19 protein-coding genes are annotated in these 15,282 nt (G+C 40.8%); 5 read left to right on the forward strand and 14 right to left on the reverse strand.

Annotated elements, in window-relative coordinates; all coding sequences use genetic code 11:
• Positions 1-130 precede the first annotated feature (130 nt).
• From SJY39_RS01295 to SJY39_RS01355, 13 genes are all read right to left on the reverse strand, one after another.
• On the reverse strand, positions 131-748 hold the full coding sequence (locus tag SJY39_RS01295) for a hypothetical protein (protein ID WP_390240984.1): 618 nt from the start codon (positions 746-748) through the stop codon (positions 131-133).
• Between the two features lie 56 nt (positions 749-804).
• Entirely contained in the window at positions 805-1,011 is a 207-nt protein-coding gene (locus SJY39_RS01300) for a hypothetical protein (RefSeq protein WP_390240986.1), read from the reverse strand.
• A 14-nt stretch (positions 1,012-1,025) separates the two neighbouring features.
• A complete protein-coding gene (locus tag SJY39_RS01305) occupies positions 1,026-1,226 on the reverse strand; it encodes a hypothetical protein (protein WP_390240988.1) in 201 nt (66 codons plus the stop codon).
• Positions 1,227-1,239: 13 nt separating this feature from the next.
• Positions 1,240-1,425 carry a hypothetical protein gene (locus SJY39_RS01310; protein WP_390240990.1) on the reverse strand — a complete coding sequence of 62 codons (186 nt, stop codon included), beginning with the start codon at positions 1,423-1,425 and terminating at the stop codon, positions 1,240-1,242.
• A gap of 361 nt (positions 1,426-1,786) precedes the next feature.
• A complete protein-coding gene (locus SJY39_RS01315; protein ID WP_390240992.1) occupies positions 1,787-1,945 on the reverse strand; it encodes a hypothetical protein in 159 nt (52 codons plus the stop codon).
• Between the two features lie 21 nt (positions 1,946-1,966).
• Positions 1,967-2,170 carry a hypothetical protein gene (locus tag SJY39_RS01320; RefSeq protein WP_390240994.1) on the reverse strand — a complete coding sequence of 68 codons (204 nt, stop codon included), beginning with the start codon at positions 2,168-2,170 and terminating at the stop codon, positions 1,967-1,969.
• A 254-nt stretch (positions 2,171-2,424) separates the two neighbouring features.
• Entirely contained in the window at positions 2,425-2,664 is a 240-nt protein-coding gene (locus SJY39_RS01325) for a hypothetical protein (protein ID WP_390240996.1), read from the reverse strand.
• Positions 2,665-2,671: 7 nt separating this feature from the next.
• Positions 2,672-2,917 (reverse strand): hypothetical protein, encoded by a 246-nt coding sequence (locus SJY39_RS01330; RefSeq protein WP_390240998.1) that lies wholly within the window; start codon positions 2,915-2,917, stop codon positions 2,672-2,674.
• Positions 2,918-3,049 (reverse strand): hypothetical protein, encoded by a 132-nt coding sequence (locus SJY39_RS01335; RefSeq protein ID WP_390241000.1) that lies wholly within the window; start codon positions 3,047-3,049, stop codon positions 2,918-2,920.
• Positions 3,050-3,070: 21 nt separating this feature from the next.
• A complete protein-coding gene (locus SJY39_RS01340; protein WP_390241002.1) occupies positions 3,071-3,319 on the reverse strand; it encodes a hypothetical protein in 249 nt (82 codons plus the stop codon).
• A 757-nt stretch (positions 3,320-4,076) separates the two neighbouring features.
• Positions 4,077-5,324, reverse strand: a complete 1,248-nt coding sequence (locus SJY39_RS01345; RefSeq protein ID WP_390241004.1) for a DUF1173 domain-containing protein — start codon at positions 5,322-5,324, stop codon at positions 4,077-4,079.
• Positions 5,325-5,346: 22 nt separating this feature from the next.
• The gene (locus tag SJY39_RS01350; protein ID WP_390241006.1) at positions 5,347-6,417 is read right to left on the reverse strand and encodes a hypothetical protein; all 1,071 of its coding nucleotides are present in this window, start codon (positions 6,415-6,417) and stop codon (positions 5,347-5,349) included.
• Positions 6,418-6,957: 540 nt separating this feature from the next.
• Complete coding sequence (locus SJY39_RS01355; RefSeq protein WP_390241008.1) at positions 6,958-10,395, reverse strand: hypothetical protein; 3,438 nt, start codon at positions 10,393-10,395, stop codon at positions 6,958-6,960.
• 163 nt (positions 10,396-10,558) lie between these two features.
• Between SJY39_RS01355 and SJY39_RS01360 the strand changes: the two genes are divergently transcribed.
• The 5 genes from SJY39_RS01360 to SJY39_RS01380 all read left to right on the forward strand — a co-directional run bounded on the left by SJY39_RS01360 (position 10,559) and on the right by SJY39_RS01380 (position 13,998).
• Positions 10,559-11,743, forward strand: coding sequence for a DNA sulfur modification protein DndB (locus tag SJY39_RS01360; RefSeq protein WP_390241010.1), 1,185 nt, complete (start codon positions 10,559-10,561; stop codon positions 11,741-11,743).
• Between the two features lie 11 nt (positions 11,744-11,754).
• A complete protein-coding gene (locus tag SJY39_RS01365) occupies positions 11,755-12,060 on the forward strand; it encodes a hypothetical protein (protein ID WP_390241012.1) in 306 nt (101 codons plus the stop codon).
• Between the two features lie 282 nt (positions 12,061-12,342).
• A complete protein-coding gene (locus SJY39_RS01370; RefSeq protein ID WP_390241014.1) occupies positions 12,343-12,780 on the forward strand; it encodes a hypothetical protein in 438 nt (145 codons plus the stop codon).
• Between the two features lie 55 nt (positions 12,781-12,835).
• Complete coding sequence (locus SJY39_RS01375) at positions 12,836-13,336, forward strand: hypothetical protein (RefSeq protein ID WP_390241016.1); 501 nt, start codon at positions 12,836-12,838, stop codon at positions 13,334-13,336.
• Positions 13,337-13,365: 29 nt separating this feature from the next.
• Positions 13,366-13,998: a hypothetical protein gene (locus SJY39_RS01380; protein ID WP_390241018.1), complete on the forward strand. Its 633-nt coding sequence runs from the start codon at positions 13,366-13,368 to the stop codon at positions 13,996-13,998.
• Between the two features lie 552 nt (positions 13,999-14,550).
• Here SJY39_RS01380 and SJY39_RS01385 read toward each other — a convergent pair.
• Positions 14,551-15,282, reverse strand: a complete 732-nt coding sequence (locus SJY39_RS01385; RefSeq protein WP_390241020.1) for a hypothetical protein — start codon at positions 15,280-15,282, stop codon at positions 14,551-14,553.

The following is a 15,282-nucleotide window of genomic DNA, read 5'->3' on the forward strand; positions in this document are numbered from 1 at the left end:
TCATCCCAAGGTACGTTCACATACAACTATTTATTCCCATTTTCATCAATAATTTTAAATGGATATTCAACACCATTCTCTGTAACAACAATCAAATTACTTAGCATGGTTTTATTCATCGTTTTCCTAGTTATTTGATTGCCTGAATTTCTGAAAATTGCACGGCCAACAGGGTTGTGTATGCAGCAATTACACTGAGGTTATTAAACTCATTTGAAACAACTCCGTCTGGAAATAAGATTGATTCAGAATCTGCTTTTGAAAGTGGTTTATTTGCATTGAGCCCTACCAAGACCCAATCTTTCTCGTTATGCCATAACCAGTTGCAATCACCTTTAGAACTGTCGTTAAATTCATTTAATTCATTACCCTCTACACTAAGAATGGCGAACTCAGCTTTCTGGTATTCTTCAAAATGCCTAGAAGTAGAATTTAGACATACTGGCTGACCAAAGAAACATGATCCATTTTCGGTGATCCAATCGACCGCTTCCTCTGATAATGAATACAAGTCTGTTTCACCTGTGGAGTAGTCAGGGAAAATAGCTAGTTGTTCGTGTTCATCACCATCATGGATGGCTAGGCAATGGACGTATGTTTCTGCGTCATTTTCGACATACCAACCAGTCACTACCCACGCTGTATCCGTAGTGATGGTCGGAACATTTTCTAGTCCATCTGGTATGCGATTGCTTTTTACTTTTAGCCCAAGTTGAATAGGGATACCGTTTTTGATGTACTGGCTCATATAGAGCGAACTATTTCCTAGCTTTGTGACCAACGTTTCCATAGTAATCCCCCCACTTACGCTGATTTATTAAATTCTCGGTTAATGTTATTTAAGGCATGGCCGACCACAACCCAATGATCTCCTGTCATGCGATCAGTTAATTTTGGGAAATAGCAAAATGGCATATCGTTGCCGTTAATTTGGTCAAATGAACCAAAGTTAGTGCCACTTATAAAGACTTTATAGCCCCCGACATTATCTGACTTCAACTGTACTACCATGCTTAATTTCCCCATTATTCAGCCGAAAGACCGTCCTTTGCTTTAGTCATGCCGTGTTTCTTGGCGTATTTGCTTAAAATCATTTTAGCGCCACGTAAATTATTTGGATCGCCCCAAATTGATCTATGCCCATCAGGGTAGGTTGCCATAACGCGAGGGAGTTCGAAATTGCTATCGTCAATAATGATTTCAAACTTAATCGGTTCTGTAGTCATATTCTATTTTTCTCTAAGATTCGATAAGTGAACGTAATTGGTCGGTAATTTCTAAACGAACTAGTTCGTCGGGCTTTGAAAGTAGCGACTCGATTTGTTGAGAGTGGATCGACATGTCGTAATCTGGAAAGTCTGGGTAGAACAACTCAGCAACGAACCATTCAAGCTCTAGGTCGCAAGTTTTTAATGAAAGTGCCATTTACATATCGGTGTTAACCCAATGAAAACGACCATCTGTTGTGAATATTGCTTTACCATATGCCATAGAATTATTTCCCCCTATGAGTCGTTCTGTTTATTTTTGCGGTACGCATAGACATTCATAACTAAAGTCAAAACGGTAACTAATAATACAAGTGGTAACGTCCAAACTGTAGAAAAACCGTAAATAACAAGGCCAAGCCAAACCAACATGCCCAATTCAAACAGCCACATTTTTTTTATCATGCCATTTCCTCTCGTTACTTGATAATGATTGCTGAGTTGTCTTCTTCCATTTCTTGCGCGGTTTAATTCGCTATCCTAGTTTGATGTAAAGCACTTCTGCCGATTCTTTATCTCTAGTTAGAGTTGATAGTGAACTTACTAACAAACTCGATGGTCTGTTCAAGAACAAGTATGCTAAAAATCTGTTCGTTGAATATTACAGCTAACACAGATAGAGCAATAATGCCGAACACGGCTAGCCAGTTGATTGTTCGTTCAGAAACTCCATTCACACTTATTTCCTCCTAATCGGTTTAATCTTCAAAGTGGTCTTCATTGAGTTCGTGGCACTCACCACCGCAGTCTGGGCATTGGTAATCATTTAAGTTGCCACCGCGCCAGAATCCGCAACCAAAGGAACATTCCACAGCCCCAAAACTTTCCGATTCTTCAAGCGAACTCACATCGCTTTCATGAAGCTTAGGATCATCATTACCATCATAGAAATCGTATGACATACTTTGCCCTTAACAACGTCTTAGTGTTCTATCGTGATACATCATTGTTGCCGAACCAATAGACAATGTACTGACAAAAAAGAATGCAAACCAACGATAATTCAAATACTTGGTTACGGCTGATAAAGCATCCGTTGGGACTGGTGCTGTCCACGCAATAATGAAACTAATAACGCTCCCTAACATAAGAGCAATAGTGATAATTATCCCAATCTTAACTTTCCAATCAAAAAATACAAAAAACACAATATCCCCTACAATTTGACTGCTTTAAATGCTCTAACAATAGCTATACATTTTTCGCATGTAATACCCCCACGAACCACGGTTTTATCTTCCCATATAGCGTTGGTGTCTATATCAAGAACTGCATGAGTGCATAACACACGCCCAGCGTCATTACTGGCTGGAGAGGATAAGCACCATTTTTGATCCTCAACGTCAATTGCCTCACCATCATCATCAATGGTCATTTTGATCAAGAAATTAGGCATATCTTACCTACTTGGTTGGAGTGACTTCAAAGACGGTATGATTATCAATCATGATTTGAATCTGAGATTCACCAATTAATGGTCTGAGCGAAACAAGAGTACTGTCGTCGTAACCCTCATATTTTTGAGCTGTACTTTTATCGTAGTTATGTATAGCGACCAATTTACACTTACCTATGTTTGGTTGGTTGATAAATGCGTCGTGACTAAAAAACATCCCTTTATTGATTTCACTGATCGTTGCAGTTTGCATCTAATTATCCGCTAATTTGTAGGTGGTTTGTAAGCCACAATCTGCGCAAATACGAGTATCTGCTGCATCGTATGATTCTTCGTGCTCTGTATTTTGAGAGCAGTCAGGGCGTTTTTTAAAAAAATGCTCCATAAGAAAATCCCAACACCCTTTTTAACACTTAATATCTCTAGTAAGTTTGTCAGCATATTGCTCAATCAATTCGACTTGAATTGATCCGCTTTCTCGACCAAGTTCAGACAACATATCCTGAATGCCATCAAACTGAATATCAGCTATGGATTTTCCTGTTACGCGAATGTAAGCGTTCTTAGAGCGCTCTTTCACCAGTGCAATGCGCGACTCTTTCAGAGCTTCAAACAAAGACTCAGATGAAGAAAACTCTAATTCCCAATCATGCATATACGTTCCTTAGTAGGCATAATACTTACATATATTTTCAAAATTTATAATTCAGATACGACTTGAATAGTCGGTTAAACCGACCTTATAATACAGCAACTGATTAATGTTCCGCAACATTAATTTATGAGGGAACAGAAGCAATAAGGGAGAATGTAATTTTGAAGATTAATCGTTTTGGACATTTACAAGTGCGAATGCCAAAAGCAGACGCAGATACCTTTTCCGTTGATCAGAAAGAGAAAAGCTGGGAAGTTACATGCATAAAATCAGTAGAATCATGCCCATGATGCTAACTATAGATAAAACACAAACCTTGCGGTCGAACATGCTGACTGAGTTTTGACATTAAATTTTTCAGTGCATATAATGATTTTGCAAATTGGTGAAGCTTTGCTGGTGGGCTAGTTACCTACTAAAAGGTATCGCTTTAGCCAATTGCTCTACAAGGTGTGTGACACTTCATGCGTTGTAGAATCTATTAGGATTGAGAACCCAAGTAGACGTTATCGCTTTTGTTTTTTAGCAATTCTACACAAAGGCAAAAGTCACCAAAACTTACAAACATCGTTTGCTAGTTTCATCTGTTTGTTTGGGTTCGGGGCTTTCAAGTGGAGAGTCAGATTTCAAAGTCTGATTCTCAGAATAGGGTGTGCCGTGTAGAGCGGCAAACCCTATTCGATCTTTTCTTCGTGGGATATTTTTCAGAAAAACACTAAATCTGATTGATTAAGTGCCGACTTTCAACAGCCATAAATTAAAGGTTGTCGTGCTCTAGAAAAAACGATTCCAAGTCATCTGGATCGGTTGGGTCTACCTGAACTAGCCTATTAGCTCTCCATGCTTCAAGCATCATAGGCGTTAAGCGAGCTTTCCTTTTCACATACTCAGGGTCATCCAAACAGCCCATGACTTCAATGACCTCCACATAGTTAACCACCTTGTTTTTGTTCTTACTACGTAGAATAAAATCAGGTAGAACACTTACTGAATTACTTCGGTCAGCTTTCGAAAACAACGGTTTTTGTAATGACCAACGGAACGAATCGCTTGCACTCTCTATTCGGTCGATTAGCCCTTGTGCCACCACGCGCTCTAGATGGCTATCTACGGGCATTAAATGGCTGGTGGATAAAACGGGTTTGATGTATGCGTTATACACCTCAAACTCTTTAGTAAGGGGGTTCACAGCTAAAGATAGGACTATAAGCACTGGGGCTTTTGTTTTACGTCCAGTACGATAGATTTTGTTTACCGAATATTTAACACCATCAGCGATAACGCAATCGTCCGTCGTTTCAAGCTGACTAGCGACTAAAAAGATCAGCGCGTGAGGTCGGCCAGCGCCATTCCAATTGTTGTTCTTTACTGCCCTACTCAAAGAGGTGATTGCAAACCTGTATCCCTTTTCACCATAGAAGATCCATTGACCTAAATTCGTATTACCAAATCTAATGTCCCTACTCGGCTTAATTAGGTGGTTTAAGGCTTGCATCGTTGACTGCTTCTTTCCCTTGTAATAGCAGTTCTCAAAGCTTGCCTTGGTTAAGTATCGTACCAGCTTATCAATAGAGTTTTCACGTTTACCCGTTGAGGCTCTAGGAGTATTTGAGACAACCTTTTTGGGGGCGTTCTCATCATCATTCACGTTCTTGTGTAAGATGAAATGTTCCACTGTAGAATCTTCATCATCGACGTGACTTGTAGAATTGCTAGTACGCTCAGAAAATCCATGAACTTCACTAAAAAGCTCACAACTGTCTGAGTGAACTCCCTCAGCGGCATGGTTAACTAACGTGTAGTAGTCGTGGCAAAATCGAATGAACATTCGAGCTGGTTTATCAGGAACGCAAGCACATCTCAGTTCTTGTTTGCTTTCACGAATTTGAGCAAGAAATGATTGGCTTTCGGCAGAGCGCCTATTTTTCTCTAATAAAATGGATGGATTGGATATCGGGTGGGACTTATCAAAAGGGGAAGATTTATCAACGATATAGATATTCATTGAAAAGCCTCCCCTTTAGTTTTTAGATGCTTGGTGAATCAGATGGTGAGTCCATTGAACTAGACTTTAGGAGGTCGGCTAAACTCTGCTGTGGTTTATCCTGAGCTTTCTCCATAACTGAATCCATATGATCTTTAATGCTGAAATCAACAATTTCAGACTTCTCCATGAACATCTCCGACTTGAAATCATCGGAAGTAAACGCAATTCGCTCTCTTGCAAAAACTGCGGCTAAGTCCATCTCATTACTAGGTAATGCAGACTGCATATAATGCATACCAACGGGGCTATCAAGCAACTCGCTCATTGAAGCAAAATGAAGATTAGAAAGGCTCTTCGGTATCTCCATATTTGACTCTCTGATCGACTCGCACAAAGCACCTAACGATTTTGGCGTACAATCACTCTTAGCAAGCGCAGCGCCATGCTGAGTCAAAAACTCCATGTTGCTGTAATCTTGTAGAATGTCTTTTTTAACGTCATGAAAGCTGGCCAATTTAACAGGGAGGTCATTTTGAAACTTCACCATTTCATTAAGTGGCTCTACAACACTCTTTTCATGCTGCAAAACTAAATCGTTCAGATTGAACTCAGGGTTATTAAAGCAAGTGTTCAGTGCCATCCCAGAAATAGTGCTACTTATTTCTTGTTTAACGCTTTTGCTTAAATGCTCTCGCATGGCGATATTCAAATCGTAACGACTACCGTCATCTGCAAGGTTACGCAGATAACCAAGCTCTGGCGACGGGTCAGCTAAAGCAATCTCAACCGCACGATCAAGATCAAACTCATTGTCTCGGTTTTCAATATCGATGTAATCCAACTTTCTATCAAAGTCGTACTTTTTCAATATTTCTTGATCAGTTAACGGGTTCTTTTTACTTTCCAAAGACTCTTTAAGAAAGACTGGCAACGAAGCAATTTGTTCTGTTAATGCATAACCGCCAAGCTCTTTTTGAGAGTTAGTCGGCAACTTTCTAACAGAGGTCTTAGGTTGCTCAAGCATCAGCAATGCTTGCTGCCTTACGAAAGACTCAAACGTGCCAGCAACAAATTGTTCTTTATCTAGGTTTCGTGGTTTTGATTGGCTCATAAACGCCCCCGTTGCGACTAAATTTGATAACACATTTGGTTTATAAACCAGATACAGCAAGCCCAATGTTAATTAAAACTGTGGTTAATGGGGCTAAGTAAAGATACAAACTCTGTGTGCGTATGACAATTGTTCCAGTCCACTTTAGAATAAAGATCTCATTAGTAAGAATGTTAACAGCATTCGGACATTTGGAGCGGAACGGTCATATTAGTTTTTAATTATATATGTACATCATAGGCTTTTTTTAAAAAAAAGACATTCAGGCAACATTACTTTTCCAAAAAACATAAGTGCAGTGAATAAATTGAGACTCGTTTTTTTAAAAAACTACGATTTATTAAAAATCATAGACAAAAAAAACCCACGACTAATGATTAGAAGTAGGCTGATATGTGTACATAAATAATATATGTCACAATATTACCACGAAAATTTGCAATTTCCATTTATCAATGTGGCATTATAACTCCATTAATATGACCTTAATCACATTAACAACAAGTACAAGATGTATGTAGTATCATCTATAAGACAGCTCTATACATTTGCTAATTGACGAAGTTTTGAGAGCTCATTTGCCTTTTTTTCGCTCAAGCGAGCTGCCTTGTTTGCCTTGGCTGTAGGCGACAACAGACTAATGCAAGTGGCTGTCACACTGCGATTCTGCAATGAGTATTTCACCGAGTGGCATTTAAAATCCAAAGTGTGGTAGACCGTTTTAACTCTATTCAAGCATTCGACCGAAACAGATTGAGAAGCATAATGGCCATAGCTGTAGGCCAATATTTTAAGTAATCCGTGCGCAATAAGGTACGCATTTCCAGCTGCTTTTCTCGACTTCAACCATCCACCAAACTCCATAAATTGACTATCATCCACCACTTCCAAATTCTTCAAGTCGTCTTCAAAGATATTCTCTTTTTTTCTACATAATGACTGCAAATGCCCAATCTCTTTTTCTTTACTAGAAAAAAGATACTCAATGTGATCGACGCAATCACTGACCTGTCGAGCGTAAGATTCACTGAATAGCTTTACTGCATCAAAATCATCGTTAATGCTTTCTAACTCATGGTCAGTCAACAGTAGCGATATCGCTTTTTTTGGTGAGGTTAGAATCGGGCTAAACTCCCTTAACCACATTTCAAGACTCTCTATTAAAGCGTTCTCTTTTTTATTGACTGCGTTTACCAATTTGAGAGCGAGTAGCGACTCAGTACACTCTACATAATGGCCAAGAAACTCATTGAGCCTTAATGCCGCCACAGACAAGCTATGCCCTCTTAGCTCTGCGTTCTTCAATGAAGTGAGTTGAAATATCTCGCGTCGAGTTTGGCTACGAATAAAACGAACAGCAAGTAATTGATTGGCCTTTTGGCTGCGGTGTTCAGCCATCGAAATGACTCCATAAGCCTGATCGATTTGCTCTGGTGTGCGTGATGCTAATGAATGAAGCTTACAAGACTCAAACGTTTCTGTTCTTGCTAAGGTTGTCTGAATGTATTGCGCAAAGTCTGGAGAGATGGTTAACCCTGTGCATTGTAATAGCTTATGACAAGGTTCAGTACCAGAATAGCGCCTAGCATGAAGCCCCAATCTTTTTGACTCTTGGATGAACAAGTCATGCTCTAGAACCAGCTCGTTCCACCCTACATTTACCCAATCTTCAAATTGATTAGTAAACGAGAAACTAGGCTGTTTAACCGAAAATTCAACATCGGCAGTGGAATAATTAGCGACATCAAATTGGTAAGCTGTTATTTGCTGTAGATCAGGTAGCCAATACTGAATTGACCTTTCGTACATACTGCTCAATTTCGTGGTTAATCGTGGAGTGTAGTCTTTCAGTGAAGAGCGGCCAACTTGGAATTGACCCGATTTAGTCGCTGTGCGCTTACGTCTAGAAAACCTTAGCGTGGATTCAGGGGCTTTACGCGCTTTTGTGTTAACGCCCAAATAACGACTCTTAAAAATCGAGCAATATTGTTGCGATATTTGCCCTGTTACTTCAAAGGTTTCAGAAGAGGTAGAATATTCTTCCTTAAGCCCCTCAACCGATCCGTTGTGTTTCTTGGCTTCCATTTCTAAAGCCGCATCCATTTTAGCTTGAACCAATTCCATGATTTCAATATACGCTGGCGAGCCCTTTTCAAACTTCAAAACCTTGTTGGTTGCTACACAAGTCGTCTTTAACGTTTCAACGTTGGTTTTCGGACAGTGAGAATAGGCGACTTTGATCTTACGTGTACGCAAAGGCTGAGAACTGAGCCTAGATAGTTTTATACCCATCGAATCAAACACGAATGGTTTGTTATGCTCTTTCCAGTAATCGGTCAGATTGATTGGCAATAATTGAGACAAATGCGCCTCTGATAAATCATCACCATGCGTTGCTTTTAGCTCTGAGAAAGATGTAACCGGTGGCGTGAAAAGTTGGTACAAACGTGCTTCGGGTATCTCAGTGTTGATCACGTCTTTATGATCCCAAGGCAGCATACCTTGAGCTGTACGTAGGGCATTAATTTCATTGTTGGTTTTTGGGTATGGAATGCGCTTCCCTTGAATGACGTTATTCAAGATAGCAATCGGTCTATATGGTGCTGTATCGACACCATGAAGAACCCACAAATAAGAAAGTAGGACTGCGTGTTTTTTAGAAAAAAGCTCATACATCGGCTTTTCAGACAAGCGAGCGATATAAGCATTCTTATATTCTTCTTTCACATCGCTTGATAACGTGGGGTCATTCATGATGTCTTGAACACCAATATCACTATCGACATCGCCCGACTCAAGACACTTGTTGAATTCGTCATGAACCGCTTTAGAGTCTTCGCTGATCTGTGCGCCAAAATAGACCAGTTTTTCTAGGGTTCTCGCCTTGAGCACATTAGGCTGCAAGTAAACGTTGGATGTTGTACTACAAATCGCTCTAGGATGATAAGCGCGGTACTTAACATCGAGCGAGGTACGAATAAAGAAATCACGTAGTCTTAAGCTAGCATCCCCAAAGCGCGACCATCGCGGGTATTGCTGCATTTGCTCACCAGAATGATCCACCTTAACTAAACCGCACGTTATACAGCCAAATCTAGCCGTACCGTTACAACCATTGGCTGCACCATCTGAGCCGCTGTTAAGATCGCATGCGTCGTTACTGCCCTCTCCATAGATGGCCAACAACAAACCAAAGCTTTTGCTATACGCACTGATTCTCTGATTTGGGATAGTGCGAGCAACGGGATTGCTGCCAGCGTGATTAAGGTAATTGATGACTTCTGGTGTTGTCCAATGGCCTATTGGGGCGAACTTATACACCTTACCACTTGATTTCATACCGTCACGTTTCAATTCATCGATCAAGTTTTGTGAGTCACGATTAGCAACATTTTGTTTAACCATGTTCATGTGACGACGTTGAGATTCTTCCGTTCTAGAACCTGAGATGGACACCCACGGAGAGCTTTTGTAGTGGCTTGGCAACGACGATTTAATCTTTGCGAGTGATTTACGTGCTGTATCGATCTTAAATACCACACTACAATCGGCATTTCTGCCCGATGCAGCGCTCGCGAAGAGCTTTTGAGTCCCAGCAAAAAGGATCATCAATTGCTGGTGGATAGGAGGGCTGACCATTTCAAGATGTAGGTTAATACCATGCTCATCGCACTTGGATTGAATGTCAGCATGAACAACAGGTAAGTACATCTGTACAGACGCTGGCTCTAATAGAGTGTCTACCGTAATCACAACCAATGGCCGTGAGCGCTCAATCAAACCACTCTCAATACAACGTCGCATTGCTTCGACGCTCGCGTTAGTGACTGTGGAACTGTCTTTACCACCAGATAGTCCGATCTGTATGCAAAACCCAGCACAAAGGATGTCCATAAGCTCGGTAATCAATGTTTCAGACAGGTCATAAGCTTCTCTAGCTAATGATGACTGGTGACTATCTAGGTTGAAAAATTCCATAAAATGTTACTCGCTCCAAGTGATAAATAAACATTAAATGGAAACCACAACGATTGCAATAATATATGTAAAATAAACAAACCGCGCTAAAATGTTGATGTTTTATATTTGTTCAGTTACTATGAGTCTGTCAGTTAAACAACTAAGCATTTAAGGAATCATCATGGGCGCATCACCACAATTCAACCTAAGCCAACACAAGATCACCGCTAGCAGTGATTTAACTTTTATTGCTCTTCAAGGAACAGAGGGAATTGGTAATACATACCTGACCAAGCTAACGTACCAACAGTGCTGTGAGTACTTACAAATCGAGAATGAAGACATTCAGGAACTTGAACGTTTGCAACGTGATGCGGATAAGCCTCGCGTTCATGGAATTCGTGATTACCTTGTTGAACGCGATAACACGGTCTTCCCCTCTCTGTGTCTCGTCGTAGCCAACGGTACAATGGTGAAAGCCATACCAAATGTGGATTGTTTGAATGGAGCGACAGCGACTTACGTAACTGTTCCAGCGACTACAGACCGCCTACTTATCGACGGTCAAGGTCGAAAATCTGGAATAGAGCTGGCCATGGCGATTAAAGAGCACATCAAAGACCACCACATCGACGTCAAAGTGTTAATTGTCGACACGAATACAGTTAAAGAAAGCGAAGTAAAAGTACGGCAGATCTTTTCCGACTACCATTTCAAATTAAAAAGGCCTACCCCTAGCCAAAGCATCTACTTCGATAACGAACAAAAGATAAATATCTTTTCCAAAGAGCTCGTCAAGGTAACAACCGCAATGGGCGTACCTTTCAGTGACGCAGTCGCGACACAAAAGATCAAACATGGCCAGCTATTCAACTTTGCTAACGTAGCGGATTTCGTCAGCATCTTCATCGGCTCTTCGAAGTCGGAAGTTAATGAGCTGTTCAAAGACCAAGATAAGTACGACTACTACCTAATGGAAATCGCTCGCTACATCGTAGAGCTCTATAAGCATTTGCCATTCGAAGCCATTCAATCAATTGGTCAGAAAAAAGAGTGGAAAGCCCAACTAGATAACAACGTGTCTTGCTGCGCCATTGGCTTCAAAGCGTTAGCGTATTTAGGCAACGCCCTACTCGATGACGCGACGGTGAATGCTGCTGATGGTGATGACATTGAATTTGATGCCGCACCACTAGCGAAACTTAGCGCCCTACCTCTAGACAATCGCCACGATGAGCTTTGGATTAAGCAGAAGATTTACCAGAACATCGAATCTAAATTAACCATCATCAAGGGGTCAGAGCAAAGGCTTGCGCGAGTCATGTGTAGCACTCTACGACTGCCACTAAGCAAGTCTTTGGTGTAAGGGGGGAATGAATGGAAACCATGGATTTAAAAGCTCTACGATGTCCCTATGCGATGAGTATCGTGCGAAGAGCAATAGCAAGCGCTACTGATTCAAAGTTTGTTGGAATGGTTGAAGTGAAGACGATTGAAAAGGAACTGCATCAGCACATATTAACCGTCATCAACTCTGAGCAATACAACATCACTGTAGCCTCTAGTGAAACCGAAGTATTAGATGAAGCACTCAAGGCGAGCTGGATAGCATCTGGTGACGCTCATGACGGTGACTTGGTTGGGGTGTCCAACCGACACGCAATCACTTTAAGGTTTTTCTAAAAAATGAGAGTGTTATGATATGAGTATCTATATGAATAAGTTTGAAATCGTTAAAGCAATTCTTCGGGAAAATGGGAACAAAGGTAATTTAATCAATCACTGCCTGATGCTAGCCAAAAATGTCCAGTACGCCAAAAGCCATAACAAGAACTGGATTCTCGGCCAGTGCAGTATTACAAATATTGAATCGGAAGTATTGGCGGTGAACTTAGCTAAAATTTTCGATTGCAACAAAACCACGAAACGCCTAATTCACTGGCTCGTAAGACGATAGGTATGAGTATGCACGGACAAGTAGCAATTGAAATCGAAAGACTAAAGCTGGTGGAATTGGCGCAAGACGTTCTAATGCAATCAGATAATTGGAACGTCTTTAAACAATCACTAGGTGAAAACGATCCACTCGGTGATGTCAGTGGCCATATCCTAACGACCAAAGACGAATGCATTGACTACCTTGATAGCCGCATTAATGGCCTGTCTCACTTCTCAGAGCTTAGCTTACAAATTACTTGCTCAAGAATTGGTAATAAAGAGTGCTACGGGTGTGAGGATGTGAAGATTACATTCTCCGTAGCAGATAACCACTATGTAATAACTGATGCATCAGCCATGGCAGAAAAGGTGTACAAAGCATCGATTGAACAAGTACCAGAAGTACTAGAACAGTGCTTCCCTGTAACAGAGGGATTTGAGTCATGGGCTGTAGCCGCTTATTAGACTAAGCAAAGCATTTAGCCCCTAAACACTAGATATAATTGGAAAAGGAATTTAGATGAAAAACAAACAACATACTATCAAGTTGATTATAAGCTTATTTTGTTTAGCCTTGGTCGCACCTGTAGCAATTGTGTACTTTGACCTTGTCGATGAAAATCACTTCTTAAGCCGTATGCTGGGGTTTAACCAAGAGACACCGCAAAGCTTCATTCAAATTGAGGAAAGAGACAGCATAAACAGTGTATCTAGAAGTTATAAAGATGTGGTTAGCAAAAAACTATATCAAGCTGTTATATATGACACTAATGGTGTATCAATACCAGTTATGGAATGCCCAGAGAAGACTCTACCGCGCATCACTGTTGAAGCTCACCCTACTATCAAGGAAAGATACAGCGACTATGACGTTGATGAAATATACACCTACATCATTGCGCAAGCTATCAATGCGACAACATACAAAGTCACCGTAATACCCAAAGAAAACTTAGATATGCTTAAGGTCGGTTTTCCTGTGGCTATCGATACGTATTGCGTAATGCCAGAATACACATAACCCATTTTTCAAAAAAAGGAGTAGTTAAATTGGATCAAGAAACAGCAAAAGAAGTCGTATGGCAAACGAAAGAACTAATAATGATGGGAGCGGTAATTGTTGCTGTAATATCAGCGGTGATATCTGGAATTTCAGCTTACATCGCATTTAGCAACAAAAAGAGCGCTGAAAAGTCGCTCAATATGACAATGGCCAACTTTGAGAGTGAAAGAAAACACAAACTGTACGCTCAGCTCAAATTCATCAAACGAGATGTTGCTAATAAGTCAGTAGCCAATGCCAAACTTGTCATCAAACATAGTGGGCAACATAATTTTCTTGTGGAAAAACTTGAAGTGTTCGGTACTGCGCAATCAGATAGAGGCGACCCCTACAATCTTGCAACCCCAAACAAAATTGATTTTGCTGATGCCATTGTTTTTAAAGATGGTGATTCAAGAGAGATAGATGTTAGGCTAATAATTGCGACAACCGAGTTAGTTAAAGCTACTGTGTTTGTAAAAGTTATTGGGCTAGACAAAGACCATAATTACCAAGCATATAGGGTAGAATGTGGACTACAAGACTTGGACAATCTTAAATTGGCCAACCAACCTAGCTTGCAAAAAGAACACGAGAAGCAACTACAGAAACAACTAGTAGAAAGCCAAAGGACAGTATAATGGAATGGATGATGCGCTGCGTAGGGCTTACTGGTATGGCCTTGTCAGTACTAGGAATGGCACTCTATTTGAGCAGCTAGTTAAATGAAAGTGTCGTCAGACATTCAAGAATAAAGCTGAACAGTATAATTTAGAACTTCTCACATTTAGGATTGAAACATTGTCAAATCAAGCTTTGAAGACACAGCAGCTTAATGGTGAAACTCTTTACCTTACCTACATGGGTAGTGAGTGGAGGTTGACAATTGATCCAGCCAACAGAAGTAATGGAACTCAAAGTTACGACGGTTGGTTTCCCCGAAACTATTCTCAAGTTAGATCTGCAAAAGCTGCGGTAACTAGAAAGTTTGGTGGAGAATGGAAGTGGGAATCCGCTTAGTCTAAATATTTATTGTTCCCTACAAAAGCCAACAAAAAACCGAGCTCAGAGCTCGGTTTTTTAATGCTTACGTTTACTGTTCGGATAGTTGTTAACTGGTGGGAACGGGGCTTTAGGTAACTGTCGTAAAAATCGATATATTGGATGCTGCGAGTTCGCAGCAAGAGTTTTGGTCATGGAGTATAATGCTCGCTCATAAGTTCAACGCTGATATTAGATAGCAAAGTAAGGTCTGAATCACGGTCGCTATTCCAAGCGTTTTCAATGAAAAGTCCAATGCTCTTCATATCCCCATACTCAACCTCAATACCAGACTCATTAACATAGGTGCGATCTGCCCCCTCAGTTAACTCGTCTCTTAAACATGGTAGCCCATCTAAAACGCTTTGATAAACCTCTGACCATTGTTCGATTGATTGAACTGACGTATGACTCACAATAAACATAAGGTTGGCACGTAAATACCGATACATTCGATGCCAAACATCACCATGGTCATCGCCACCACCAAACAGCGGCTCTCGACGCGCTGCGTAGAATGTGACGGCATGAGCAACCTCATGGGCAATTAAACAAGCCAACACTTCAAAATACGGTCGACTAACAAGTTTAACAAACCCCTCCCCCTCTCCTGCTTTCTCTGTGTAGTCGTAACCATGAGTTAACGAACCGTGGGACAAAGCTTTATAAAGAGCAAGTTCAACGAAAGGACGGCCATCCTTTACCCCACCTTTGCTAGTATTGAGCCTATGATTCCAGTTCAGATTCAACAGGTAGCTTGAACGTACTTCCGATTCAACCAGAAATGGCGAAGCCGAGCTGGTCGCCATTTCAAAAGCCAATCGACAAAGCCAATCAGCATCTTTCTCAACTGCGGCTTTGAATGAGTCTGTAAATTTCCCCAT

Origin of the sequence: Vibrio sp. R78045 (assembly GCF_042466085.1) — a bacterium.
Classification (GTDB): domain Bacteria; phylum Pseudomonadota; class Gammaproteobacteria; order Enterobacterales; family Vibrionaceae; genus Vibrio; species Vibrio cyclitrophicus.